The following is a 26,982-nucleotide window of genomic DNA, read 5'->3' on the forward strand; positions in this document are numbered from 1 at the left end:
TGTTCACGATGGGTCAGGTGAACGCCGATGAATGTGCATCGCGATTCATACAATCAGCCCAGCTCGCTACCATCAAGCCAGACTGCGGTAGTACTGTTGGAGCCGTTCACCATCGTCGAGATCGAAGGCCAGGGTTGGCGTATGAACTAGGTGAACACGAAGGCCGAGACGCGCTGCGCTGCGCAGATGATGCGCAGCGCTATCCGTCCCAAATCCGAACGGAAGCGGAGAAGGCAATCGTACCCCCAACGCATTGGTGCCGCGTTGTTCCTGATCGGGCGCCAGTACTACATCATAATTGGTGAGTGCTGCTATGAGTAAACGTACATCATCGACGGTCAAAAAAGGAAGATCACCGGCTAAAATCATCATTGACGAACAACCACACTGCTGCAAATGATGACGTGCCGCCGTGAGCGCCGCATTCAGTTCCTCAACCGGATCGGGAAACCATTCCACATCCTTATTATCAGTAACGTCACGCAGGGCCGGATCAGGACTGACCAGCCAGATTCGTGCCGGAATGGACTGCGAAACGATGGAACGGTAAACGGTATCGATCACGTGACGCACCAGGGTTATCACAAGTTGCTGTCGTGCTGCCGGTTCCAGAAACCCGCTCAAACGCGATTTAGCCTGTTGTAAGCGTTTGACAGGAACAACAATCCCGATCACGCACGCTACCTTTGCTGTCAGTGGGGTGTCATTGCAGCAAGGCCCGCCAGTTCGAGCGTTGCCCGTGCGAGCGCCATCTTCTCCGGCATCCCTCGCATAATGGTGTCAGTGACCAGCGTTTTAATCCCACGCGCTTCAATTGCCGGTGCCAGGTGCGCATCAACATTGTCGATCACAATCCCATCGATGACGTCAATATACGCCTCGGCTACTCCCAACGCGGTTGGTTCGAGACCGACCGACCGCATTAGTGGCACTGCCGGCCCCTTGATCGCCGCACCGCCCACAATCGGGCTGATGGCTACAACCGGCGCGTGACTAGAGGCAATGGCTGTGCGTAGCTCTGCGATGGCCAGAATTGGCCCAATGCTGACTACCGGATTACTCGGCGCGATAATAATTGCCTCGGCTCTAGACAGAAACGGCAACAATTCAGGCGCCGGTCGCACCGGCCCGGCAGCGTGGAGACGTACAGCGTGCACCGTCGGCTGACAACGTTCACGGACAAAGTACTCTTCAAAGTGCAGCTCCCCCTGATCGGTTATCACATGGGTTGGCGCCGGTTCATCACTCATCGGGATAATGTTCACTCCCACCCCCAACGCACGCCGAATTTCGTCGGCGACGTGCGAGAGGGTGGCCCCAGCGCGTAGACGAGCCGTGCGGTATATATGCAATGCCAGATCACGATCACCGAGCTTGAACCAGGTGGGGGCACCCAATCGCCCCAGCCACCGCATGCATTCGTCAGTATCACCGGCAATGCCCCAACCTTGATCGCGGTCGATCACACCAGCCAGGGTGCAGGTCACAATGTCGAGATCGGGGGAAATGTGCAAGCCATGCATGATCATATCGTCGCCGGTATTCACCACGGCGACGATTCGCTCTGGCGCGACAATTGCAGCCAGTCCTTCCAGGAAACGAGCGGCGCCTACACCGCCGGCGAGGACAACAATCATAGGTAGGGTATCGCAGAACACGCCGGCGTGCCAACGCACACCGGCATTGTTTCAGAACAACAGATTTGCCAGCCGCCGTCGCGCCGGACCTACCAGCGGATGATCATCGCCAAGCAACGCAAAAAGACCCAGCAATGCCTTCCGAGCACCATCGTCGCGAAATGCCCGATCACGACCGACCAACGTCAGCAGATGTTCAATCGCGGTAGCGTAATCGCCATTGCGTACCGCTGCTGCCGCCTGCCGATAGAGGCCTTCACTTCCTTCAGCCGGTTCGGTCGGCGCACTAACCAGATCGGCGATGGCTAATCCGGCAATAGCTCGCCCACCAAAGGGACTCCCTGCTGGCACTTGTTTGAGAGTGGTAATCCCCTCTGGATCGCCGCGCAATGTGAGCAACCGACCCAAATTGAACAAAGCTGTCTCGTTCTTCGGGTCTTGACCTAAGATTAGACGATAACGGGCAATTGCCTCTGCCGGATTCGTCGCTTCGAGCGCTTGTGCCATTGCCAGCAGATCGGCATTGCGATCCGGAACGATTCGCTTCAACCAGGCCCGCACCTGACTCTCGGGGAGAGCACCGGTAAACTCGTCAACAATTTTTCCCTGATAAACTGCTTTAACTGCCGGAATACCCTGCACCCGGAACATTTGGGCCAGACGCGGATTTTCATCGACATTGATTTTCGCCAAAACCCAGGCGCCATCAGCCTCGCGGGCCAGCCGTTCGAGTGTTGGCCCCAACACACGGCAAGGCCCACACCACGGCGCCCAGAAGTCAATGACAACTGGCACCGTTTGCGAGCGTTGCAACACCTCACGCTCGAAGGTAGCTTCGCTCACATCAATCACGGCAGTTTGGGTGACGTTTACACCAACTTTATTCGAAACTCCGATGGCCATTCTTTCTCTCCTTGCACCGATAGTATATCTCTGCATTGTAGTGTACCAGAAAAGCTGTTGAAGAAGTGTCTGTAATATGTAAGAAGATTGTCAATCTTTCCTGGGTCGTAATTCCTGACGCAACAGGAAGATATAACCTACACCAACAATTCCGGCGAAGGTAAACCATTGTAGCGCATAACCAAGGTGTGGCCCTTCATCCAGACGGTACGGATCAGGCGGTCGCGGCAGACCGCTGCTACCGTCAGGAAGTTGCTCGATAAAGAGCGGTAACAACGGCACACCGACCTGACGCTGAATAGCCGGTACATCGACTCGCAGCCAGGCATTGATGCGCGTTTCACCCGGTAGTGGTAGATCGCGCCCGGCCAACAGACTATCAGGCCGCACCTGTGGAGCACGCGCGATTCCTTCAATCGTTACCTTGCGCGTTACGGCATATGCGGTCGCTGCTCCTTGTGCGGATGGAATCCATCCCCGATCAACCAGTACCGCCTGTTCGCTCCCGGCAATTTGCAAGGGTGTGAGCAAATGTACACCATCAACACCATTATCCGAACGACGCCCTCGTAAGACCACGCTCTCTTCATTGCGGAACGTACCGCTGACCACCACGCGCCGCCCAATGACGGTAGCCGGATCGGTTGTTGCGGTAAGCGGAATTGTCGGTTGCTCGAGCGCGGCAAGACGGGCCGCATTCGCTGCACGCCGTTGACCAAGCCGATCAAGCTGCCAGAAACCAAGGCTCATGAGGGTGACGAAAATAACCACTGCGAACAGATGTTTGGCGATCCACCAACCCCGCAAGAGATGATGATACCCGCCAACGGTTGTTGATGTCATAGTCAGCACAATTCCAGGTTATCTATCTATCATGATGCAGCAATGTCGTCGCAGGTAACATCTGCTACAACAAATGATACCACGATTAGCGGATCACAGGCGGGTGAGGGGCGCCAGATAAGATCAAGGCAGAAAGTAGGTACGGGTGGAGAATTAAAGATTTTCAGCGCGCTCAGCTTCGGGTCACCACCATGATTCGGACGATGCAATAGCAGAGTGAAACCAATGAATACCACGCATCCGCTGAAGATGACTCCCGACCGATACGATCATCCGGTGCACGGGCCGTTAAACGTTTGCATCCTATTGTGCGCTCCCCGCCCCACCATCACCTGGGTGCGCGGGCCTCCGGCCCGCCTTGTGCGGTGTGGGGCTGGCATTACCCCCACCACAAACGAAGGGCATAGCCCACCACTAGAACGGGAAGTTAAACGTTTGCATCCTATTGTGCGCTCCCCGCCCCACCATCACCTGGGTGCGCGGGCCTCCGGCCCGCCTTGTGCGGTGTGGGGCTGGCATTACCCCCACCACAAACGAAGGACATAGCCCACCGCTGGAATGGGAATCGGTGCATCCGAATGATGCGACACCCGCACAGTCGCCAATGGGGTATGGACGGTTCGTGAACCGCCCCTTCTGAGAGACCATGGGTGCGCGTGGGGGAACGGCGCTACCGTAGCCGATTAGGTGATCCCATCGACATACGGCGGGTCGGCCATCGGCGTTCCTCCATCGCTGCAAGGCATCCGTAGTACTATGAACTGACGCATACATTTGGGAAAAATGATACCTGCTTGTCGCAGACAGGATTGGTATAAGAGCGAACTCACCCCAGATGGCGTACACAGAATATATCTAGCGACCTTCACTGCCTCTCTGACGATCCTCCGCATCTTCCCCGCGCAGCCGCTCGACAAATGCGGCGTGCTCGGGATCGGCCAGACCGCGCTGGAGCGCAGCGAGCAGCGCAGCGGCATCCCCTGCCCACAATGCTGCCGGGTCGAGCCATAAACCGGGAAAGACGCGACTGCGCAGCGTACCATCGGCTGCGAGCGGCAGCGGGGTAAACACCCCCTCGCGCAGTTCCCACCAGTCCACCCGACGCTCATACGCCTGCGCGACCAGATACTCGCACACACCGCTGCGAGCATAGACGCGCTTCTTATCGTGCAGGTCGTAAGCAGCACTACTGGCGGCAACTTCGACGATCAGTTCAGGCGGCCCCTCGATGTAGTCTTCGGTGGTAACGTGCGAACGCCCCCCGTTCCTTGGTTCAAGGCGCAAGAGAGCATCGGGTTGATGCTCGTTCTCTAAGTCGAGGAGTACCGTCGCGTTGTTACTGCCGTCAACACCCGGTGTTGCGGCACTATACACACCCAGCCAGGTAACCAAGAGCAGGTGCAGTCTGCCGTGTTGCCGATGACGAGTCGGTGAAGCCACGTAAACAACCCCATCGATCAATTCAGCCTTCTTGATTTCAGGGTGCATCTGATAGCGTCGAGCGAACTCAGCCCTGGTCAAGCGGTCGCCCGAATTAAGTGGCGGTCGCTCGTCGGGCGGGGTGGGTGCAACAGGGCTAGTGGCAATTGTCGTATCCACGCTCATCGTCTCTCCCTTCACGATGCCGGAGCGCTCCCGGAAGTCATACGCAGCCGCTCGACAAATGCGGCGTGCTCGGGATCGGCCAGACCGCGCTGGAGCGCAGCGAGCAGCGCAGCGGCATCCCCTGCCCACAATGCCGCCGGGTCGAGCCATAAACCAGGAAAGACGCGACTGCGCAGCGTACCATCGGCTGCGAGCGGCAGTGGGGTAAACACCCCCTCGCGCAGTTCCCACCAGTCCACCCGACGCTCATACGCCTGCGCGACCAGATACTCGCACACACCGCTGCGCGCATAAACGCGCTTCTTGTCGTGTAGGTCGTAAGCAGCACTACTGGCGGCAACTTCGACGATCAGTTCAGGCGGCCCCTCGATGTAGTCTTCGGTAGTAACGTGCGAACGCCCCCCGTGCCTTGGTTCAAGGCGTAAGAGAGCATCGGGTTGATGCTCGTTCTCCAGATCGAGCCGCACCGTCGCATTGTCGCTGAAATCCACTCCCGGAGTTGCTGCTGCATAGGTGATGATCCATCCCACAAGCAGGCCATGCGGCTTGCCGTGCTGCCGATGACGAGTTGGTGAAGCCACGTAAACAACCCCATCGATCAATTCAGCTTTCTTAATTTCAGGGTGCATCTGATAGCGTCGAGCGAACTCAGCCCTAGTCAAGCGGTCGCCCGAATTAAGTGGCGGTCGCTCGTCGGGCGGGGTGGGTGCAACAGGGCTAGTGACAATTGTCGTATCCACGCTCATATCAAGCTCTTTCCCTGATTATGACGTGTTATGGCAAGTATAAACGGTCAGTTCATGTTATGCAAGAGCGAGCGAAAAGAGCAACATTATTCTATTCTATCCGACATCTGCGGTACAATATAGCTGATAGCCATTACTGGCTGGCATAATTGCATACAGGAGGAAGAGTCGATGGCACGTAAGCCAAGTCGGCTCGAATTTGCCGTTATCGGCCTTGGCCGTTTTGGGCGCAGTGTGGCGCTTAGTCTAATTGAGCGCGGGCACACAGTGCTGGGAATCGACCGTGATCCGAACATTGTGCAGCAACTGGCCGATCAGATGACTCAGGTCGTAGCACTTGATTCGAGCAATGAGGATGCACTGCGTGCAGTTGACATTATGTCATTTGATACGGTTGTGGTTGCTATCGGTTCGCAATTTGAAGCGAATCTGATGACGACGGTTGCCCTCAAGAGCCTAGGGGTTAAGCGGGTTGTTTGCAAGGCGCTCAATGAACGACAGAAATACATATTAACCCGAGTCGGCGCCGATATGGTAGTGCTACCCGAACACGAAGCCGGCGCCCGCCTAGCCTGGCAACTCTCAGAACCACACGTCCTTGAACATCTCAACCTCGGCTCTGGGTTTAGCGTGGCAGAAGTGCAAGTACCTGCGCCGCTGATTGGACAAACATTGATGCAGAGTGGCCTGCGTCGGCGTTATGGCATTAATGTCCTGGCCGTGAAGCACAACGGGAAGATGATCGTGACCCCACCACCAGACTACGTGTTCAGCCGTGATGACCGGATTTTGATCATCGGCGCCGATTCGAGCATCAGTACATTCTGCGATTTGTCGTCATGACTACGCTTGCAACCAGCCGCAATCTGACCAGACTGCGGCGAAAACCGATTCCGCCACCAATTCGACTGGTGAGTGGCCTGGCCTTGCTGATCGCAATTGGTACCCTCCTGCTCCTTCTCCCGGTCAGCAGTACCCGACCGCTGACCTTTATGGAAGCCTTGTTCACAGCAGCTTCGGCGCTTAGCGTCACCGGATTGTCGATCATTACGCCAGTACGTGACCTTTCGTTGATGGGGCAAATCTTCCTGATGCTGCTGATCCAGATTGGCGGCGTTGGATTCATGGTCGTCGCCGTGATTATCTTCCGTCTCCTCGGTCGCCGGATCAGTTTCACCGACCGGATCGCGCTTAGCGATTCGCTCGGGCTGCTCTCACCGGCGGCTATCGTTACCTTGACGCGGCGAGTATTGATTACGGTCGTGACCATTGAAGCGATTGGCGCACTGCTCCTCTACCTGCATTGGCGGACTGATCCGCGACTGAGTGAAGGACAGGCCTTCTTCTTTGCACTTTTTCATGCAGTATCGGCCTTCTGTAACGCCGGATTTGACCTTTTCACCGGTACGCCTGGCTTTGAAAATGGCATTCCGCGCGACAGTATCACGCTCTTTATTATGGGTGTTCTGATCTTCACCGGCGGCCTTGGCATCCCCGTGATCGCCGATCTTATCTCATACGCTCGCGAACGGAAAGTATCACTGCACACACGTATTACACTGATTGTCGTCGGCTTGCTGGTTGGTCTGGGAGCACTGGGTCTCTGGCTCAGTGAAGGATTCGATAGCGATGGCAGCCTCCACGGTCAACCGCTTGACCGGCAGATTTTTGTGTCACTGTTTCAGTCTATCTCGGCCCGCACTGCCGGTTTTTCGGGGATGGACAACTTTGAGTCGTTAACACCGGCCAGTCAGTTGCTGTTGATTACCCTCATGTTTATCGGCTGTGCCCCGGCTTCAATGGGTGGTGGGATTACAACCGGTACTTTTGCCGTGCTTTCCATCTCGTTGTGGAGCTACGCTCGCGGTTTGCCCACCGCTCAGTTTGGTGGACGGAGTCTGGCAACCGGGATGGTGCGTCGTGCGGCTGCAGTCTTAACCATTTCGCTGTTCGTTGTCTTGCTCGCGTCGTGGCTGATTGTGGCAACCCATGATGCCACCCTCGATCAGGTTGTCTTTGAAGTAGTTTCAGCGTTTGCTACCTGCGGTCTTACATTGGGATTCACCGGTGAACTGAATACCTTCGGGCAGTTGATTATCATCGCAGTAATGTTTTGGGGGCGGTTGGGAGCGCTAACGATCATTACCGCCATCGCCCGCCAGAGCACTGCACCGCAACCGGTCACATACCCCGAAGAGCAAATTCTGATCGGATAACGCATGCGACACCTTTATATCCATATTCCCTTCTGCCATCGGCGTTGCTCCTACTGCGATTTCAACACTTACGCAAATATGGAGCACCGAATTGAGGCGTATGTTGACGCACTTTGCCACGAGCTGGCGATGTTGCGCGATCACCTGCCACCGCTACCGGTCTCGCCTGAAGCGGCTGCGCTGCGGCCCACTATCTTCTTTGGTGGTGGTACACCGAGTATGCTGTCCGCTGCACAGATCGAACGCATTCTCCAGGCAGCAGATACGATAATCCCGCTCAACACAGCCGAAATCTCGCTTGAAGCTAACCCCGGTACCGTCTTGGGCCGCGATTACCTGCGCGATGTGCGCAGTCTCGGTGTGAATCGGTTGAGTATGGGTGTGCAAAGTCTGCACGACCCGACATTACGCATGCTCGGCCGCATTCACACCGCTGCCGAAGCGCGGGCCAGCTTTGAGGATGCCCGCACGGTTGGTTTCGATTCGATCAACTTGGATTTCATCTTCGGCCTGCCAGGGCAGGATTTGGCCCAATGGCGAGCGACACTCAACGAGATCATCGCGTGGGATGTCGATCACATCGCACTCTACTCTCTTATTCTGGAAGAAAATACACCGCTCTATGCCCAGGTTACTGCGGGGCGCTTGCGCGTACCTGACGATGACCTGACCGGCGCAATGTATGAGTTGGCGATAGAGATGCTCGCCAAGGCTGGATACCGTCACTACGAAATTTCAAACTGGGTACGGCCCGTCGGTACCGACCGGCCAGATGCACCTCCGGCATTGGCCTGTCAGCACAACCTGGCGTACTGGCTTAACAGCGACTATCTTGCCGCTGGCGCCGGTGCTCATGGTCACGTCTTTCCGCAGCGCTACGCCAATCTACGGTCAATCGATAGCTATATTGCCGCAGTACAGGCTGGTCGCCGCCCCATCGCAGAGACAATTCAGCTTACTACCGACGATCTAGCGGCCGAGACGATGTTTATGGGTCTGCGCCTCGACATCGGGGTCGGCTTTGCCCATTTTGCTGCTCGTGTCGGTCGATCATTATGTGAAATGTACGGCTCAACGCTCGACCAGCTCAGTGCACAGGGATTGATCGAGTGTGATGAGCAACGGGTACGGTTGACATCGCGAGGACGGATGCTTGGCAATCAGGTGTTCGCACATTTTGTCTGATGTTGGGAGTGAGAAACGAGAGGTGAGCAGAGAGAGCGAAGAGACAGATTCCCAACCTATCGTAGTCCGTCGCGGCACGTGCGTGCTGCGGATAGGTTGGGAGACACTCTGTTCCCCCTCGCTCCACACTGCTGCCATGTCAGGTAAGAATGTTGACCCCTTTATACGACCCTTACACCTCTGCCAGACTTCTGCTATAATTAAAGTGGGCAGGCGACAGGCCTGCCCTATCCATTCGACAGTCTTGGAAACAGGTCTTGAGCAAACAAAGGCCAATGGCCTTCCTGCATGCCGACATTCGTGAGAGAGCATCAGATTCGATATGAGCCATCAGCATCAGATCACACCTGAAGAGATTGCGCAACTCCCAACCGCCTACAACGTTGCGCATATCCGGATCGAACCAAATATCATTCTCGCTCCTATGGCGGGAGTCACCGATAGTATCTTCCGGCGCATGATCCTGCGACTTGGCGGCTGCGGTCTGGTGAGCACTGAAATGACTAACGCGGCCAGTGTCAGCCCCAAAGCGCTGCGCCGTCACCGGCTGCTCGACTACCTGCCCGAAGAACGACCATTGACGATGCAGATTTCGGGCAATGATCCTGATCTCGTCGCCAACGCGGCGCGTGTGGTCGAACAACTAGGTGCCGATATTATCGATATTAATTGTGGCTGTCCCTCACCGAAAGTCACCGGCGGCGGGCATGGCTCGGCCCTGTTGCGTGATCTGCCCAAAATGGAACGACTGCTACGGGCAGTTCGGGCAGCGGTACAGATTCCGGTTACCCTTAAGCTCCGCGCCGGTTGGGATGAACGGCAGCTCAACTTTATCGAAGCCGGCAAGCGGGCAGAAGCGGCAGGAGTGTCTGCCATCACGCTTCACCCGCGCACCCGTGAACAAGGGTACAAAGGTCAGGCCGACTGGTCGCGTGTAGCGGCGCTTAAGCAGGCGGTTTCTATTCCGGTGATCGGTAGTGGCGATGTCACAACCGCTCACGACGCGCTGATCCGTCTGCGTGATAGCGGAGCCGACGGCGTGATGATCGGGCGTGGGGCGATGGCTAATCCCTGGATTTTTCGGCAGATCGCCGATCTCCGTCGCGGTGAGACGCCATTTATGCCAACACCGGCTGACAAACGCAATTTGCTGATTGAATACATGATGATTTGCGCCGAGGAACTACCCGAACGCCTGGCGCTCAATAAGATCAAGCAGTTAATCGGCCAGTTTCACATCGGTTTGCCCGGAAGTAATCATTTGCGCGTGGCCGTACATACATCCACCAGTCTTGAGACTGCACGAGAGGCGATTGAACGATTTTTCGCGCCGTGGGTTGAATCCGATCAGGCTGCATCAACGCTGGAGCTATCGCATGGCCCAACCGAACATGATAAGGTATTGCTCTGATAGAAGGTATCTATGCACGACGGCTATCTCTTTACCCTCGGTATTTGTGGCAGCACAGAAGAGGACGATCCGGCGCCGGTGATTCTGAACCAGCTCCTGGCTGCGTTACCACCGGTGAAGCGAGCGGCATTCCTGGGCAGATTGCCATCCGATCAGCCCGACCGGCTTCTCGCCGACGTCGTTGCCGATATGCGCGATGCAGAGTTGATCATTATTGTTGCACCGGCAACTACACCGCAATTACCGAATCGCCTTAACAACCTCTTGCGCGCCACTTACACCGCTGGCATCAGCGGTCGTTATGCTCTATTGGTCACTATTGGTCAGCATGCTCGCGCTGTTCTTCCCCAGCTCCAGGCGGTAACGGCAACCTGTGGACTGATTATAACCGCTGCCCACGCGCTCGCCGATCACGACCCGCCACCGGTAACGTCTGTGCAAGCAGCATACGCTACTGCCCGCGCCAATCTCGCACCGAACGCATTGCCTCATTGAAATTGTCTATTGCTATGATCACGCCACGGATTCCTGCCAACAAAATCTGGATCGCCGATGAAGCGATCTACTACATCCTCGCCCGGCCGGCGCTCAAACGGAGCTTTGATCACGTCTGGTTTGCCCAATACGGTCCTCGCCCCGATCCATGTCGTGGCCCATATATCTTTTACCTTAATCATTCGGCGTGGTGGGATGGGTACATGTTGATGCTGATCCATCGCGCTATTATGCGCCGTGCTTTCGATAGCTATCTGATGATGGAAGAACGCCAACTGCGTGCTTACCGCTTCTTTACCTGGTGCGGTGCATTTTCTATCGAACGACGTGATCCCGACGATGCACAGCGTGCGCAGATCTATGCCGCCAATCTGTTGCGCGAACGGCGTGATCGGGCACTCTATATCTTCCCGCAGGGGCGGATCGAAGCAAACGACTACCGTCCCCTCACCATTTACCCAGGAATTGCCCGAATTGCGGCTCTAGTTGGCGATGTGACCCTCTGCCCAATTGCGCTGCGCTACGAATTCCTCGGTCAGCAATGGCCGCACGCCTTTGTTCAAGTTGGCCCACCTCACCCACCGGCCAGCCGGGACGATATTGAAGCGATCCGGAGTGATGTGGCTGCCCGCCTGACGGCTGCGGTTGACAAACTGCGAGCCGATGTGATTGAGCAGCGATTGGGACGATTCCAGCCGCTGCTCAACGGACGCTGGGGAATTGACCGCACCTGGGATGCGGTTAGAGGTTGGTTTCGGCGACGCGGCGCAGACGACGGGCCAGCCGCGGCAGCAGCCAATCGCCTGCGAGCACGAGCATAATCAGACCACCGATGAGCGCCGGTAAGACCTGACCACGGGCCAGATTGACGACCACAAACATCGTGAGGTTCGTAAGATAAAGGAGTGGTGGCAGCCAGGTCATAAATGATAGTGGGGTATAGCCACGGTGTGCGGCTGCCCGGCGCTGGTACAACAGAATCCACGACAACAACAGACTGGTGATCCACCAGGCCACAAAGTTCGATGCCGGGATACCGTAATAGAAACCACTTTCGGCATTCGACCAGACCCAGTAACGATTGATGTAGACGGCAAATGGTTCAATGGTGACATCGAGCAAGAGTGCGAATGAAGCTGCGGTTAGCACTCGTGTTGAATGAAGCTGACGGTCATTTATCGGCTTCCCATCACGGTTTAGAATGCGTTCGGCCACACCGACTGCTGCCACCACGATGAGCAACCATGCGAACGGAATAGCCAGTGGGACAACACCCAGCACTTGCGGTTGGAGCACATCGGTGTAGGTGTAGCTTCCAAACGGGAATCCGGTTGTCGCTCCAATATGTTCTACTGCCCACGAGATCACCAAAATCAAACTGGCAGCCGTTGCTCCCCACCAGCGATACCGTATCGTCAACCAAAACCCTATCAGCGCACCCTGTAAAATCAGGAGTGCGCCGCCCATCCATGTCCCCCATACCGGCACTTTATCAAGTGCTACCAAGACAATCGCAAACGGATAAATGAAGAGGTACAGCGTGAATAATGCAACAACAGTTCGACGTAAGTTCTGCAGAATAGACTGATCGGAAAGCATAGAGTAACAGACCCCAGACGAAAGGGTCATACCATTCGGTAGCCCCTATAGTTGATTATAGATTCGCTTTCATGGCCTGTCAAAGCCATAGCACATAGCTGTTCAGGTCGAAGAACAAAGATGAGAAGAGAGAGGAGAGGAACGGGAGTAGCAGAGGCGAGACTCTACCTTCTCAGTGCGCGCAGCGGTGCGCAGCTTCCCGTTCCGCCAGCGGTCTTCCTATGCCACACTTCGCACGTCGTTCATGTCGTCAGCGTATTGTAGGGCGGGTTCTCAACCCGCCCGCCGCCTCGCCGTAGTCTGAAGCACCTGCCTGTTGCCCCACACGTAGGAACGGGTTTTCAACCCAGACCCTGCAAGCGTTAGGTCAAAAGGTGATGATGGCTCGATGCGTCAACCGGAAGATTCTACCCGCATATCGAAGAACGCGGGCCGGAGGCCCGCGCACCCAGGTGCGCGAAGAGGAACATCCATCTCGACCGGTTTGACAATATCTCGCTGCGCGGCCCGCGCACCCAGGTGCGTGAAGAGGGACATCCGTCTCAACCGGTTTGACAATATCTCGCTGCGCGGCCCGCGCACCCAGGTGCGCGAAGAGGAACATCCATCTCGACCGGTTTGACAATATCTCGCTGCGCGGCCCGCGCACCCAGGTGCGTGAAGAGGAGCCGAAGCAGAAAACTCCTTCCACCGACCCGCATCACTTCCCCTCGCAGGTACAGACTTCAGCGTACACTCCGCGCTCACCCTATCAGCACGCCGGCGAGGGAGGTCGGGCGCCGACCCCCGTGCACCCTTCACCCCTCACTCGGTAAAATCACTGTATCATTACTTTCACATCTCATCTCTATATTCAGGATATTCACCTATGAACGCAATCTTGATCTGTAATGTCGGTGGGCGCGACGTCGTAAGTAAGGCCTTCCCAAAAGACAACATCGGCGAACGGACATGGGCAGAGACCGTTCTGGCCCGTTATCACGAACTGTACACCACGTTACGGTTGCCCATCATCGGCAAAGCCTTGCAATACCTGGCCGAACGTCAGATAGCTCTTGATCACGTGATTCTGATCGCATCCGATCAACCACCACCGCCTGACGGTAATGATCAATTCTGGTCGAGCGACACCATCCACTCGGCAGCGATCATTCGTCGTCTGCTCAGTGAGGGGCACACGCCCTATCCAGCACTACCAACTGAGCAAATCACCATCTGGACTATTCGCAACGAGCGTGACCGAGGCTGTGATCCATCAGATTACGACCTGACTCTGCGCTTCCTTGAACGTCAGTTGACCAAATTACAGTACCAATACCCTCAACACACTGCTTTCTTAGAGGTGACTGGCGGCACACCGGCAATGACAACCGGTCTACTGATTGCCAGCACCGAAGTGTTTGGCAGTCGCGCCGAGGTTCTTTCCATTCACCCCGCACAGGAAATACCGATTGCCCTCAATACCGGCAAACGATTGCTGGCAACGCCACTCCGTGCTACCCTGCGCTCAAACGCAGCGACTTACGCCTACGCTGCTGCTGCCCGTACCTTCCTCGAACAAGAGGCGATTATTACCGACCGTCTTGATCCGAAGGCGGCCAGCCTGATTGACCCTTTACTCGCCTACGCTCATTACCGCTTCAATTTTGACTTTGCCAATGCCCGCAAAGCACTGGCGAAAATCGATCATGCTGGCCCATGGCAAACTGAACTAGCTACCCTGCAAGCCCAGGTCGTCAGTCCTGACCGCCGCTCGCTTCTGGCTGAAGTCGTACATGGCGCTGCTGCCCGCTACGAGATCGGCCTCTACGCAGATTTTCTCGTTCAGGTCGTGCGGTTTGAAGAGAATCTGCTCCGCTATCTCTGTCTATTACAAGGCGCTGAATTCCGCAATCGACGGGGGAGCTCTGACCCTGACGGCCCCTACCTTGCCCGCGAATGGCTGCAACAACAGCCGTTCACTCTGTCGCGCGACCGCGACCGGCAACGCGATTTGCCGGTCGACCGCTCGGTTTTGCGGGAACTAATCGGCCACCTTCTTTATCCACCTAATCACCACCAACAAGCATTGCTCCAGGCGATTGATAGGCTCGGCGAGCTGGTTAAACGACGGAACGAACTCACCCATCACCTGGAGGGCGTGCAGAAGATCGGATTGGCGCGGGCCTTCGCCGGACAGCAGGCCAGTTCGACCGCTGCCGACCAGATCGTACCGCATCTACAACAGCTCTACGAAGCGGTCTGCAAACAACCACTACCGCCATCACCGTACCAACAGATCAATCACCTCCTCGAGCGCTTGCTGCAAAGTAAAGAGTGAAAGCTGAGAGCCGAACCCGAAAAAAATCCTGTTGCAGGAATTGCCCCCTCCCCCCGCTTGCGGGAGGTAACAATTGCCTTATCAGTTTGTATTGCATATACTGTATACTCGTAACACTGATGTGGTACCTTAACAACAACATAACTCTATCGATGAGGGATTCGCAATGCCACAGGCTATCGTCTTCACCATTCGGCCGCTTGCCACCGCACAGGTGGCCGGTCATCTCAATCGGGCAGCCCATGCCGCCATTCTTGGCCTCATTCAGCGCGCCGATCCGGCATTGGCTGCCCGCATCCACGACGACAACGGACGTAAACCGCTTACCGTCTCAAACGTCTGGGAACTCGGTGGAGAACCAAAGGTGATCGTTGATCCTGAACGGAACTACCACCTGCGGGTAACCGTTCTCAGCCCTGAACTCGAACACATCGCTGCCGGATGGACACCAGATGCCCTTGCGCCACTCGACCTTGATGGTTTGCCCTGGCAGGTCATTGCTCGTGCCGACCGCAACACCGACCATGCGTGGGCCGGAAGCGCCACCTATCAAGAGCTGGCCATGCCACTTCTTAGTCGTCCTGACCATCTTCCTACCGTCTGGACATTTCAATTCGCATCGCCGACTACCTTTCGCCAGCGTGGGATCAACGTTCCTATTCCTCTACCAGACCTGGTCTTCGGCAGCTTGCTCGACCAGTGGAATGCCTCATCAGAGCTGGCTTTACCAGAGGAAGTACGCCGATACGCCGCTGAATGCCTGGTCATCAACCGTTATGAGCTACGCAGTGTTGCCAGTCCAACGAGCGGTGGCGTCATTCAAATCGGCGCTGTTGGCCGATGCAGCTTTCGCAGCATCAACCACGACCGCTATTGGCGAGCCTGCATCGACGTCCTGGCCCGCTTTGCCTTTTACAGTGGCATCGGCGCCGGTACCACCCGTGGCTTTGGACAGGCCCGTCTCCTCACCAAACCAACTGACCAGCACTACCGTGAGCCGAACAACGATGGCGACACTCTATCTGATTGAACAAGGCGCAGAAATCGGCTGTGACGGCGAACGGATCATCATTCGTCGTACCGGTGAAACCATCGGCAGTGTGCCGCTCGTCAAAATCGAAGACATTGTCATCTTCGGCAACATCGGCATCAGCACACCGGCGATCAAACGACTGCTAGATCGCGGTATTGAAGTAACCTTCATGACGGTAGATGGAGCTTACCAGGGGCGGTTGATCGGGCAGACCACTGCCCACGTTGCATTGCGCCAGGCCCAATACGCTTACGCAGCCGACAGCGCACGATCGCTCAGACTTGCGCAGAGCTTCGTTGAAGGCAAACTCCGCAACCAGCGCGTACTCCTGCAACGCTTCAGCCGCAACCGCGCCTCACCACCACCGGAAGCTATTGCCGCGGCTGACGACCTCAACGCCTACATCAAGCGTGTTGGCCGCACCACTCGTCACAGTGCGCTTCTCGGTGTGGAGGGCAGCGCTACTGCCCGTTACTTCGCCGGCTTACGCAGTCTAATCGGGCCAGAATGGAATTTCCGCAGTCGGCAGCGGCGCCCGCCACCCGATCCGGTCAACCTATTGCTGTCCTTCGGCTACACACTTCTCGCCCACAAAGTTCTCGGCGCCGTGCAGGCAGCCGGGTTCGATCCCTACCTGGGATTCCTGCACAGCCTCGACTACGGACGGCCCTCGCTGGCCCTCGACCTCATGGAAGAGTTCCGGCCACTGCTTGTCGACTCACTAGTCGTGCGCGTCTGCAACGACGGTCGGCTGCGGCCCGAACACTTTCAGCCTGGCGACGAAGATCGTCCGGTGGTCATCACCGATGAAGGCAAACGTGCCTTTCTCACCGCCTTTGAAGAGCGGATGCACACCGAAGCCACCCATCCCGAAGGCGCCGACAGTGGGCCGGGAAGAGTTCCCTACAGCCGCTGTATCATCTTGCAAGCCCGTCGCCTTGCTCGCGTCATTCGTGGCCAACAAGAGCACTACGAACCATTCACAGCGCGCTAAGCGACGGAGGAGCGACCTAATGTTCTACCTCATCAGCTACGACATTAGCATCGACCAACGGCGGCTCAAAGTTGCCCGCCTGCTTGAAGGCTACGGCCAGCGCGTCCTGGAGAGCGTCTTTGAATGCGACCTCGAACCGGCAGCGTACCGTCAGCTCCGTCAGAAACTCAACCGCCTCATCAAAACAGACGAAGGCGACCGCCTACGCATCTACCAACTCTGCAACGCCTGTCGGTACCACATCGAAGTCATCGGCGAGGGGCCACCGCCAGAGACGAGTCCAGACATCTACATCTTCTAAGCGCAGGGCAAAGCTCCGGCACACAAACGGCGCGGAATCGCATCAGAACGCAGAAAAACGGCACTTTTCCATTTGCCAACCTATGAAAACTCTTTACACATTCACGTCAGCAGACACTCACCGCGCAAATAGCCCAATAGAGCCGCTTGCGAAGCGGTCGCAGATGTGGTATCTTCAAAAAACCAAAATCCCCGCGAGGGGATTGAAAGGCACTGCCGTACTCGCAAGCGCGTAGACTTGGTATAGTTACCTTCAAAAAACCAAAATCCCCGCGAGGGGATTGAAAGTCGCAGAAAGCAGTATGAAGTGCGATTGCCGCAACTTCATTCACTTCAAAAAACCAAAATCCCCGCGAGGGGATTGAAAGGCAATCAATACCGGGCAGTGCGGACCGCATGCCACGAGATCTACTTCAAAAAACCAAAATCCCCGCGAGGGGATTGAAAGTTGTTAACTCATCCTACCTCGTTCAATCCACTCCCTTCGCCAGCTTCAAAAAACCAAAATCCCCGCGAGGGGATTGAAACCTGTCTTGAAGACGCGGAAATCAGTTCCGCGATTGTTCCCTTCAAAAAACCAAAATCCCCGCGAGGGGATTGAAACTTTGCCCGCGTGCGAACGCGCAGTAACGAACTGCCGGACACTTCAAAAAACCAAAATCCCCGCGAGGGGATTGAAACAGACTGACCGCGTTCCCCTCCACCGCCATCTCGCTAACTTCAAAAAACCAAAATCCCCGCGAGGGGATTGAAACGTACTCCGGCCAGACCGCGCCCTCTCGCAGAAAAATCACAACTTCAAAAAACCAAAATCCCCGCGAGGGGATTGAAACTCGCCGTGGCGCGGATCTGCCAACGTGCCGTTGATATACAGCTTCAAAAAACCAAAATCCCCGCGAGGGGATTGAAACTATAGTGTATGTGACTTCCCTGTCAAACCCGACGAACGCTTCAAAAAACCAAAATCCCCGCGAGGGGATTGAAACGTTATTCTGGTAGAAACGGCTTCAATTGCTGAACTACTTTGCTTCAAAAAACCAAAATCCCCGCGAGGGGATTGAAACCGTCTTCAACTGTCCAGCTTCCGAGTTCCTCGCCGACGAACGCTTCAAAAAACCAAAATCCCCGCGAGGGGATTGAAACTCGTCGCTGCTGGCCAGCGCCAGCAATCCGCGCTCTTCAATCAAACTTCAAAAAACCAAAATCCCCGCGAGGGGATTGAAACCGATACATTTACGCCTCCTTTACTGACACCACCTTCACTACCTTCAAAAAACCAAAATCCCCGCGAGGGGATTGAAACCGAGCTTGTTGAAAACACGCTCGACGGGTTTGATGTCACTTCAAAAAACCAAAATCCCCGCGAGGGGATTGAAACCGATGTAACGTCTTTGTAAGGGTAGACAGTGAAACCGAGTGGCCTTCAAAAAACCAAAATCCCCGCGAGGGGATTGAAACAAATCCGTCGCGCTACCCAACCCCGTGTGAATCTCAGTCCTTCAAAAAACCAAAATCCCCGCGAGGGGATTGAAACTCGAACTGATGAATGACAATCCCGCCGGTCGCCGTCTCGTACCTTCAAAAAACCAAAATCCCCGCGAGGGGATTGAAACCGTCGCTGTCGCCGAGCGCGCCGAGCCAGGCCGAGGGTAACTTCAAAAAACCAAAATCCCCGCGAGGGGATTGAAACAGCTGGGATAAACTCTATCTTGATCTGTTCAGTGTTGTCCTTCAAAAAACCAAAATCCCCGCGAGGGGATTGAAACTCCGGCTGATCAGCTACGGCGCAGCTCTTCGTACCGTAGCCTTCAAAAAACCAAAATCCCCGCGAGGGGATTGAAACGCGACGGTAAAGCCTGCGCGCTCCACCATCGCGTAGTACGCTTCAAAAAACCAAAATCCCCGCGAGGGGATTGAAACCGATAAACCCCGGATTGTCACCAACGATCCCATCGAAGCCCTTCAAAAAACCAAAATCCCCGCGAGGGGATTGAAACATATTCAACAGAAGCGGCCACCAGCCGCACTTAGCTGTCTTCAAAAAACCAAAATCCCCGCGAGGGGATTGAAACTCGTATCCACGCACCCAGCTCTTAACACCTTCCCAAATCCCTTCAAAAAACCAAAATCCCCGCGAGGGGATTGAAACTTAAATTCCACCAGCTCGTAGTCGCTGTAGTCGCTCCCCTTCAAAAAACCAAAATCCCCGCGAGGGGATTGAAACCCTGCTCGTGCGGCACCTGCACATACGAGGTTTTGTAGACTTCAAAAAACCAAAATCCCCGCGAGGGGATTGAAACTTTTATAGTATCGTAATCAACAACTCCATTTTCCCTTGTCTTCAAAAAACCAAAATCCCCGCGAGGGGATTGAAACAGAATATGCTGTCTACACAAAAGTTAACCAAGCTCAGCTTCAAAAAACCAAAATCCCCGCGAGGGGATTGAAACTCTACAGTGTACGTTTGTTGATCGAGAACGCGCATACTGACTTCAAAAAACCAAAATCCCCGCGAGGGGATTGAAACTAAAGTGACGCCAACACTTTGTATAAGTTCGTCGCTTTCCCCTTCAAAAAACCAAAATCCCCGCGAGGGGATTGAAACGCATCTAAAGCCAGATACTGCCAAGCCTCATCGACAATGACTTCAAAAAACCAAAATCCCCGCGAGGGGATTGAAACAAGCTACCGTATTTTCTCAGATACGCCAACTCTCTTTTTATGGCTTCAAAAAACCAAAATCCCCGCGAGGGGATTGAAACGGGCAGGCAGTCGTCGGCTCCGGGAGGGAGACTCCGCGTTCCGACTTCAAAAAACCAAAATCCCCGCGAGGGGATTGAAACTCAACTACGGAACCGTTTTCAACGAAACTCATAAACTTAACTTCAAAAAACCAAAATCCCCGCGAGGGGATTGAAACCGACCGTCATGCTCGACAATATCGTCAATACTCGTCGGACCCCTTCAAAAAACCAAAATCCCCGCGAGGGGATTGAAAATTGACCGCAGCGCTACGCACGCATTGCGCCTACCGTGGGGCTTCAAAAAACCAAAATCCCCGCGAGGGGATTGAAACCAGTTCTTTGTTCCCCGCCAGATTTGCCAGACCCGCATCTTCAAAAAACCAAAATCCCCGCGAGGGGATTGAAACTTAGATGAACTGGCCGCTGCCGGATGGCGGCGGGTGATCGACTTCAAAAAACCAAAATCCCCGCGAGGGGATTGAAACTCGCCGGTTTCGCGGTCGTAAATAATCTGGTAGTCTTCCCTTCAAAAAACCAAAATCCCCGCGAGGGGATTGAAACTTAAGCGCGGGTGTATTCGGCCAGTGAGCGGGTGAATGTGGCTTCAAAAAACCAAAATCCCCGCGAGGGGATTGAAACTATAGTGCTGTCGTAATTTGAGTAATCCACCCTGCTAAATTTTCCTTCAAAAAACCAAAATCCCCGCGAGGGGATTGAAACCTCGATTGCGAAAAACGCGAGCGCGATTCCGCGATCTGCGCTTCAAAAAACCAAAATCCCCGCGAGGGGATTGAAACTAATTGACAACGTAGCCGTCCGCGTCGTTGACAACTTCCTTCAAAAAACCAAAATCCCCGCGAGGGGATTGAAACCTTTCAACGTTGCGACGTTTCCTTCGACCCCTAACCCGTCGTAGCTTCAAAAAACCAAAATCCCCGCGAGGGGATTGAAACTGTACGCCACCAACTGGTAGCCGTCGGTGGCGATAAGGGTAGAGTCTTCAAAAAACCAAAATCCCCGCGAGGGGATTGAAACGCTAGAAAACGCAGGCATTCTCAAGCGACGGGTAACGTCGCCTTCAAAAAACCAAAATCCCCGCGAGGGGATTGAAACCCCAGCTCCCCAACTCTTCCCCGACGAACGAGATGACCTCGTGTCTTCAAAAAACCAAAATCCCCGCGAGGGGATTGAAACCCCAGTTCCCAACCGTCGAACTCGATAACTCCGAAACCGTTGCCGCTTCAAAAAACCAAAATCCCCGCGAGGGGATTGAAACCCCCGTATGCGGAAGTCTGCACCGCAAGCGCGAGGATGAGTGGGCTTCAAAAAACCAAAATCCCCGCGAGGGGATTGAAACAAATACTTTGCGGGGAGTTGTTCCGCGACAACTTCAGTAAAGTTTCAAAAAACCAAAATCCCCGCGAGGGGATTGAAACGTTATTAGGCGTCATTTTCTGTCACAAAACGGCCCTTTGACTTCAAAAAACCAAAATCCCCGCGAGGGGATTGAAACGCTTTTCCGGCGACATCCCCGGCCTGCGCGGGGGGTTTGTAACTTCAAAAAACCAAAATCCCCGCGAGGGGATTGAAACTCACTGCTGCCGCAATAAACCACGCGATGACGTCATTCATACCGCTTCAAAAAACCAAAATCCCCGCGAGGGGATTGAAACCTACATTCTTTTCACCTTCCCAAATCCGATACGCTCGCATTGTTGCTTCAAAAAACCAAAATCCCCGCGAGGGGATTGAAACGCTGTTTTGCCCCCTCCGTAGCGGCCAGTTATCTGAACCTTCAAAAAACCAAAATCCCCGCGAGGGGATTGAAACCGAAGTTTGAACACAATGTGGATCAAGACCCGCTACCTCGCTTCAAAAAACCAAAATCCCCGCGAGGGGATTGAAACTGAACAGCGAGAGCAGTTTTGCCCCCGCCGTAGCGCCCCGTAATCTTCAAAAAACCAAAATCCCCGCGAGGGGATTGAAACTAACATACGCCCCGCTGCTTATCCCACCCGAAGACCCGTCGTTTCTTCAAAAAACCAAAATCCCCGCGAGGGGATTGAAACCACCATACACTGTTTGCGCTCGTGTTTTGATCGAGTATGTTTTCAAAAAACCAAAATCCCTGCACGGAATCCGTTGTTGTAAACGTCAACGATATCCGCATTAAAATCTCCCTAACACCTCTGCCGCCCCGCCTCCCATTGCCCCGCATCCTCAACTTCTTACTATCGCTCCAATACTTCTGTCACCCCCATCCCCCCGTGCGCGCAAAAATGTCGCCAAATTGTTACCGTTTTCCCCGCTTATTCCTGCTATTGTAGGTCGTATCAGGATCCGCTTCTTGAACACCGATTGGAGCACACGATGTCATCCCTGCCCCCGCACGACCTGATTGCCGCTATCCGGAATCGTGACCCCCACGCGCTGAGCTGGGTCTACGAAACCTACGGCCCACGCCTGTTCAGCTATCTCCTGCGTCGCCTCGGTGACCCCGACCTCGCCCGCGATGCCCACCACGATGTGTTTGTCCGCTTTTTGGAACGGGCCGATACCTTTGAAGACCGTGGTGTGCCGCTCATCGCCTGGCTCTTCCGCCTCGCCCGCAACCTGAGCATCGATCTGCAGCGACGCCAGGGGCGTACCATTCCGTTCAGTGCGATGGTCGTGGCCGATTTTAGCACTGACGATGGCCAGACCCATCTCACCCGGCTGGCCGAGCGGCAGGAGCTACGGCTGGCGCTGGCGAGCCTGCCGCCGATCTACCGCCAGGTGCTGCTGTTGCGCGTGGTGTACCATCTTCCCCTGCCGGAGACCGCCCGCCAGCTCGGACGCACGCTGGGTGCCACCAAAGCGCTCCAAACGCGCGCCGTGCAACTTCTCCGCGAACGGATGAGCAGCAATGACCAGGACGGTGAGCGTCTCCCGTCGCCGCCGATGGCGTAGCGCCGGTTCGACATCTCCGGTCACAGCACGCGAGGGGCGGTGCGCGCACCGTCCCTCGTCTAAATAAAACCACAGAAGTCATTCGGCACAGCCAATGACAGACAGGACGGTCGCCGGTTGGTTGTCCAACTCCGCAGAGAACTGCTCGACCGCAGCGACGAGGGCGGCGACCGACGCGAACAGGTGGTTATGCGTCACCTTGCGCTGCAGATGCTTCCAGCGCAACTCCATCACGTTGCGCTGCGGTGCATAGGTCGGCCGCTCGCACCCCTCTAGGCAATCGGCGTATTGCCCCAGCAGTTTGCGCGTCGCCTTGCTGCGATGGATGATGAAATTGTCCACAACTCGCACCATCTTCGTCCCTTTCCGGCACTCGCCAGGACAGTAGGCCTCGACAATCGCTTCTACAAGAGTGCAGAAGCTTTCGCTATTCTTCCGTTCGCGGATCAGGCGCGTGACCGCACCGGTGACCGCATTTACCGCTCCGAAGCTGTAGCGCTTCTGGTTCTTGCCAGGCATTGGAACCTTACGTTGGCTGCCACGCTTGGTCCAACACCCAGCGATGCTTGGCAGCACATGAAGGTCCGTTTCGTCATCGAACAGCAGCACAACCTCGCCACGTTTGGCTACCGCTTGATGGGCGCGCAGTTTCTCCCCCTTCTCAGCGTAGCGCTCATCCGGGCTGCTCATGCTCAGCACTGGCCGTATCACGGCGTAGCCGAGGGTGTGCAGATGGTGGCGCACCGTTTCACCTCGGCGTGGCCCCGCTAGGCAGGGGGTAGCAGCTTTTGGGTGGCCTCCCGGAGTGAGGTTTGGTGGCAAGGCCCGCCGAGACCTCAGCCTCATAGCGCTTCAGCCAGTACAACACCGTGTCGTCATCGCAAAGGGTCAGGTCGGCAATCTCCGGCACCGTCTGGCCACGAGCGGAGAACAGCAGCATTTGCGTGAACGCTCGACGCGGCCGCACGAATCGGGGAGCTGGCATGGCGTACCTCTCTTCGTTGCTGGCGATACCACCAGTATGCCATATCAGCTCCCGTCCCGAAAAAGTTTCGTGGTTCTATGTTGCGTGTTCCGCCGTCGGCGCGTGTTATTCGTTGCACCGTGCGACAATGGTTCGGACAGGCACGCAGGCATGCGTAGTCTGTCCAACCCTGCCGGACGTGCGCGCAGTGTCGGATGGGTGGTGTTGATCGACACGAGGTGGGGCGGGAAAGATGCTGTGAGCACGCGGCGAGTCACTCCCAGTAGCAGGTGATGGCACTTTCCGAGGTGCGTCCTGCCGTGGAGGGGTACTCCTGGAACAGGATACACCCTCGGATGTGGTAGGGGCGGGTCGAGCACTCGCCCCAATACCAATACACCATCGTGTTCAGGTCTTTCCTGCACGACGCACGGTACCGGTACTGTGGCACTGCATCGGCAGCCGGTGGCCGCGCAACCCGCCCTCGCGGCGCCCCGCACCCATCAACACCCCTTGATAAGTACGGCCCGTTGCAACTTTCGGCGCATCTCCGGTGAACCATCACTGGCGATCGGTGTCATCGTCAGCCGATAGCCAATCCCGCGTATTGTGTGCACATAGCGCGTCTGCTGCGGATCCGGCTCCAGTTTCCGGCGCAGATATTGCATCCGGGCTTGCACCACGCGTCTGAGATCAGAGTCACGCCGATGGTACAGGTGTTCCGCAAGATCGCGATAACTGCACACCATCCCGTTGTACCGTGCGAGATACGACAGCAGCCGAGCTTCTAAGCGACTAAGCCGGATCTCGCGCTGACCAACCCACGCACGGCGTCTTGTCAGATCAATCTTCAATCGTGGCCCAGCCCCCTGGTCCGCCTGCTCATCGTCATCCGTCGGATCAGGGGCGGGTCGACCGCGTGGTTCGAGCATCTGTTCGAGCACGGTACGGGTCAAGGGAGCCGCAACCCAGGTCATCTGCGGTGAGGATAGTTCTGCAAGCGAGCCCGCCGGATCGCCTGCCATGGCAACAAGGACCCGCTGCTCCGGGCGCAGCGCAGCGTGCAGGTGCGCGAGGGTGTCGACATTCGACGGGTGGTCGGCAATATGGAGGAGACACCAGCGAACCAGCGGGTGGGCGAGCGCGTCAATGGCGCTTGCGACATCGGTAAGGGGGTACACGGCCCACGACCATTCGTGCAGGCAGTCCATCAGGTCAGAGCGTAGCGTTTCATCAGGTTCCAGTAACAACACAATCCCGTGGTACATCGGCAGGCTCCGGAGCGATAATATGCGAACTGTGCGGGATAGTATAAATGAAGATTCAAATGTGTGCAAATCTTCACAAAGTATCTAACAATAGATACATTAGCTCCAACGCAGGGATGTTTAAAAAAGGGGGGAGTAGGACGATTTCAAGCATTGGGACGGGGTCTCGATAGGCATGGTGATCCTGTCATCGCTTTGAGGCGTAGGTCTCAGGCACAACCACCAGCGGAGCCACCATCACCCGTGCGCAGCACCCAACGCCACGAGTGCATCCCCCACTAGCGCAGGCTGATCTCCCCCTGCGCCACCGACGACCGGGCGGAACCCCCGACGGTTCAGCATTGTCGATCCGCGTGCCGACGGCTCCCATCTACCGCGTGACCACCGCCACCACCAGATCCTGCCCGACAACGGCAGTTGGCCGCGCTGCCCAGCCCAGCCCATCGACGTGCATTGGCGAACGCCCGCTTCGTCCCACGGGCACAGGAGACAGATCGGTCAGCAGCACCCACGGTTCCGCGTGGTCGGCCCTCGCTGCCATCGTCAGCGGACCCGCCATCCGCTGCGGGACGTGCGTGACGGCGCCCCTGGTGCCCTACCCATCCACGTCGCGGTCCGAGTGCCAGGCGCTGCACCGGCTGGCGTGCCTGACCGGTCGGCGCGACGGTCGACTCGCGGCGCACGCACAGGAGGACGATGTCATCCCGTCGATAGGAGGCATCTAGGCCGCGTACCACCGGTTCGCCCGTCCCGTGCGTGTCTATCCAGCAGAGCATGGCGCCGCCGCACGCACGCGGACTGACCACCGGTGGTACCCCTGCCGCAGGTGGGTCGGTGGGGGGCTAAGCCGGGGCAGTGATCCAGGCGTTCCAGGCGTCCGCCCGCGTGCGGCGCGGGCGTTCCCGACGGTGCCGGTGACGGAACCCGCCTAGGAGGTCTGGATTCTGCTGCGGCACGAGCTGTTCCGGAGACGTGCGGACAATTCCTGCTGTGATGCTCTTGCTACCAACGGATTGGTGCGCGTGGGTGGTAGCACGGAATTGCCAAGCGACCTGCCGATCCCTCCTTCCGTTCACCCCATCCCCCCGTGCGCGCAAAACTGTCGCCAAATTGTTACCGTTTTCCCCGCTTATTCCTGCTATTGTAGGTCGTATCAGGATCCGCTTCTTGAACACCGATTGGAGCACACGATGTCATCCCTGCCCCCGCACGACCTGATTGCCGCTATCCGGAATCGTGACCCCCACGCGCTGAGCTGGGTCTACGAAACCTACGGCCCACGCCTGTTCAGCTATCTCCTGCGTCGCCTCGGTGACCCCGACCTCGCCCGCGATGCCCACCACGATGTGTTTGTCCGCTTTTTGGAACGGGCCGATACCTTTGAAGACCGTGGTGTGCCGCTCATTGCCTGGCTCTTCCGCCTCGCCCGCAACCTGAGCATCGATCTGCAGCGACGCCAGGGGCGTACCATTCCATTCAGTGCGATGGTCGTGGCCGATTACAGCGCTGACGACGGCCAGACCCATCTCACCCTCTTGGCCGAGAGCCAGGCGCTGCGGATGGCGCTAGCGAGCCTGCCGCCGACCTACCGCCAGGTGCTGCTCTTGCGCTTTGAGTACCATCTTTCGTTGCCGGAGACCGCCCGCCAGCTCGGACGCACGCTGGGTGCCACCAAAGCCCTCCAGACACGCGCCGTGCAGCTCCTCCGCGAACGGATGGGCAGCGATGACCAGGACGGTGAGCGGATCCCGTCGCCGCCGATGGCGTAGC

22 protein-coding genes and 1 CRISPR repeat array are annotated in these 26,982 nt (G+C 56.3%); of the genes, 12 read left to right on the forward strand and 10 right to left on the reverse strand.

Translation table 11 applies throughout. From position 1 onward, the window contains the following. Positions 1 to 72 precede the first annotated feature (72 nt). The 6 genes from cofC to QTO31_RS00430 all read right to left on the reverse strand — a co-directional run bounded on the left by cofC (position 73) and on the right by QTO31_RS00430 (position 5,734). The gene (cofC, locus tag QTO31_RS00405) at positions 73 to 675 is read right to left on the reverse strand and encodes a 2-phospho-L-lactate guanylyltransferase (RefSeq protein WP_301427739.1); all 603 of its coding nucleotides are present in this window, start codon (positions 673 to 675) and stop codon (positions 73 to 75) included. A 17-nt stretch (positions 676 to 692) separates the two neighbouring features. Further along, positions 693 to 1,637 (reverse strand): 2-phospho-L-lactate transferase, encoded by a 945-nt coding sequence (cofD, locus tag QTO31_RS00410; protein ID WP_301427740.1) that lies wholly within the window; start codon positions 1,635 to 1,637, stop codon positions 693 to 695. A 51-nt stretch (positions 1,638 to 1,688) separates the two neighbouring features. Beyond that, a complete protein-coding gene (locus QTO31_RS00415; protein ID WP_031461242.1) occupies positions 1,689 to 2,540 on the reverse strand; it encodes a tetratricopeptide repeat protein in 852 nt (283 codons plus the stop codon). Between the two features lie 90 nt (positions 2,541 to 2,630). Then, positions 2,631 to 3,383, reverse strand: coding sequence for an SURF1 family protein (locus tag QTO31_RS00420; RefSeq protein ID WP_031461243.1), 753 nt, complete (start codon positions 3,381 to 3,383; stop codon positions 2,631 to 2,633). An 855-nt stretch (positions 3,384 to 4,238) separates the two neighbouring features. After that, entirely contained in the window at positions 4,239 to 4,988 is a 750-nt protein-coding gene (locus QTO31_RS00425; protein WP_051871204.1) for a Uma2 family endonuclease, read from the reverse strand. 11 nt (positions 4,989 to 4,999) lie between these two features. Beyond that, positions 5,000 to 5,734, reverse strand: a complete 735-nt coding sequence (locus QTO31_RS00430; protein WP_031461106.1) for a Uma2 family endonuclease — start codon at positions 5,732 to 5,734, stop codon at positions 5,000 to 5,002. A 171-nt stretch (positions 5,735 to 5,905) separates the two neighbouring features. Here QTO31_RS00430 and QTO31_RS00435 point away from each other — a divergent pair, with 171 nt between their 5' ends. The 6 genes from QTO31_RS00435 to QTO31_RS00460 all read left to right on the forward strand — a co-directional run bounded on the left by QTO31_RS00435 (position 5,906) and on the right by QTO31_RS00460 (position 11,862). Next, positions 5,906 to 6,577, forward strand: coding sequence for a potassium channel family protein (locus QTO31_RS00435; protein WP_031461107.1), 672 nt, complete (start codon positions 5,906 to 5,908; stop codon positions 6,575 to 6,577). After that, positions 6,574 to 7,950 carry a TrkH family potassium uptake protein gene (locus QTO31_RS00440; protein ID WP_031461108.1) on the forward strand — a complete coding sequence of 459 codons (1,377 nt, stop codon included), beginning with the start codon at positions 6,574 to 6,576 and terminating at the stop codon, positions 7,948 to 7,950. Before QTO31_RS00435 ends, QTO31_RS00440 begins: the two co-directional genes overlap by 4 nt. A 3-nt stretch (positions 7,951 to 7,953) precedes the next feature. Then, positions 7,954 to 9,135, forward strand: a complete 1,182-nt coding sequence (gene hemW, locus QTO31_RS00445) for a radical SAM family heme chaperone HemW (protein WP_031461109.1) — start codon at positions 7,954 to 7,956, stop codon at positions 9,133 to 9,135. 322 nt (positions 9,136 to 9,457) lie between these two features. Next, positions 9,458 to 10,546 (forward strand): tRNA dihydrouridine synthase DusB, encoded by a 1,089-nt coding sequence (dusB, locus tag QTO31_RS00450; RefSeq protein WP_301427743.1) that lies wholly within the window; start codon positions 9,458 to 9,460, stop codon positions 10,544 to 10,546. Between the two features lie 12 nt (positions 10,547 to 10,558). Further along, positions 10,559 to 11,041, forward strand: coding sequence for a hypothetical protein (locus tag QTO31_RS00455; protein WP_301427744.1), 483 nt, complete (start codon positions 10,559 to 10,561; stop codon positions 11,039 to 11,041). 14 nt (positions 11,042 to 11,055) lie between these two features. Further along, the gene (locus tag QTO31_RS00460) at positions 11,056 to 11,862 is read left to right on the forward strand and encodes a lysophospholipid acyltransferase family protein (protein ID WP_031461112.1); all 807 of its coding nucleotides are present in this window, start codon (positions 11,056 to 11,058) and stop codon (positions 11,860 to 11,862) included. Here QTO31_RS00460 and QTO31_RS00465 read toward each other — a convergent pair. Beyond that, the gene (locus QTO31_RS00465) at positions 11,783 to 12,670 is read right to left on the reverse strand and encodes a carotenoid biosynthesis protein (protein ID WP_236631297.1); all 888 of its coding nucleotides are present in this window, start codon (positions 12,668 to 12,670) and stop codon (positions 11,783 to 11,785) included. The genes QTO31_RS00460 and QTO31_RS00465 overlap by 80 nt on opposite strands. Before the next feature lie 838 nt (positions 12,671 to 13,508). Here QTO31_RS00465 and QTO31_RS00470 point away from each other — a divergent pair. The 5 genes from QTO31_RS00470 (at position 13,509) to QTO31_RS00490 (ending at position 22,980) form a co-directional block, all read left to right on the forward strand. Continuing rightward, positions 13,509 to 14,960, forward strand: coding sequence for a hypothetical protein (locus QTO31_RS00470; RefSeq protein ID WP_301427745.1), 1,452 nt, complete (start codon positions 13,509 to 13,511; stop codon positions 14,958 to 14,960). Positions 14,961 to 15,126: 166 nt separating this feature from the next. Beyond that, the gene (gene cas6, locus QTO31_RS00475) at positions 15,127 to 15,990 is read left to right on the forward strand and encodes a CRISPR-associated endoribonuclease Cas6 (protein ID WP_301427746.1); all 864 of its coding nucleotides are present in this window, start codon (positions 15,127 to 15,129) and stop codon (positions 15,988 to 15,990) included. Then, positions 15,968 to 16,987, forward strand: a complete 1,020-nt coding sequence (gene cas1, locus QTO31_RS00480; RefSeq protein WP_301427747.1) for a CRISPR-associated endonuclease Cas1 — start codon at positions 15,968 to 15,970, stop codon at positions 16,985 to 16,987. The genes cas6 and cas1 overlap by 23 nt, the downstream gene beginning before the upstream one ends. 19 nt (positions 16,988 to 17,006) lie before the next feature. After that, positions 17,007 to 17,288: a CRISPR-associated endonuclease Cas2 gene (gene cas2 / locus QTO31_RS00485; protein ID WP_031461333.1), complete on the forward strand. Its 282-nt coding sequence runs from the start codon at positions 17,007 to 17,009 to the stop codon at positions 17,286 to 17,288. 172 nt (positions 17,289 to 17,460) lie between these two features. Next, positions 17,461 to 22,100: direct repeats of the CRISPR family, unit length 37 nt; unit sequence CTTCAAAAAACCAAAATCCCCGCGAGGGGATTGAAAC. A 301-nt stretch (positions 22,101 to 22,401) separates the two neighbouring features. Then, a complete protein-coding gene (locus QTO31_RS00490; RefSeq protein ID WP_301427748.1) occupies positions 22,402 to 22,980 on the forward strand; it encodes an RNA polymerase sigma factor in 579 nt (192 codons plus the stop codon). Between the two features lie 78 nt (positions 22,981 to 23,058). Here the strand turns inward: QTO31_RS00490 and QTO31_RS00495 are convergent, their stop codons facing one another. From QTO31_RS00495 to QTO31_RS00500, 3 genes are all read right to left on the reverse strand, one after another. After that, entirely contained in the window at positions 23,059 to 23,724 is a 666-nt protein-coding gene (locus QTO31_RS00495; RefSeq protein ID WP_301427749.1) for an IS630 family transposase, read from the reverse strand. Positions 23,725 to 23,728: 4 nt separating this feature from the next. Next, on the reverse strand, positions 23,729 to 23,965 hold the full coding sequence (locus QTO31_RS19200; protein WP_367620605.1) for a helix-turn-helix domain-containing protein: 237 nt from the start codon (positions 23,963 to 23,965) through the stop codon (positions 23,729 to 23,731). Between the two features lie 482 nt (positions 23,966 to 24,447). Further along, complete coding sequence (locus QTO31_RS00500) at positions 24,448 to 25,212, reverse strand: winged helix-turn-helix domain-containing protein (protein ID WP_301427750.1); 765 nt, start codon at positions 25,210 to 25,212, stop codon at positions 24,448 to 24,450. A gap of 1,190 nt (positions 25,213 to 26,402) precedes the next feature. On the opposite strand from QTO31_RS00500, the gene QTO31_RS00505 reads away from it, so the two are divergent. Next, positions 26,403 to 26,981, forward strand: a complete 579-nt coding sequence (locus tag QTO31_RS00505; RefSeq protein ID WP_301427751.1) for an RNA polymerase sigma factor — start codon at positions 26,403 to 26,405, stop codon at positions 26,979 to 26,981. Position 26,982: the final 1 nt, after the last annotated feature.

The organism is Chloroflexus sp. MS-CIW-1 (assembly GCF_030444705.1).
In the GTDB taxonomy this organism is placed as follows: Bacteria; Chloroflexota; Chloroflexia; order Chloroflexales; family Chloroflexaceae; genus Chloroflexus.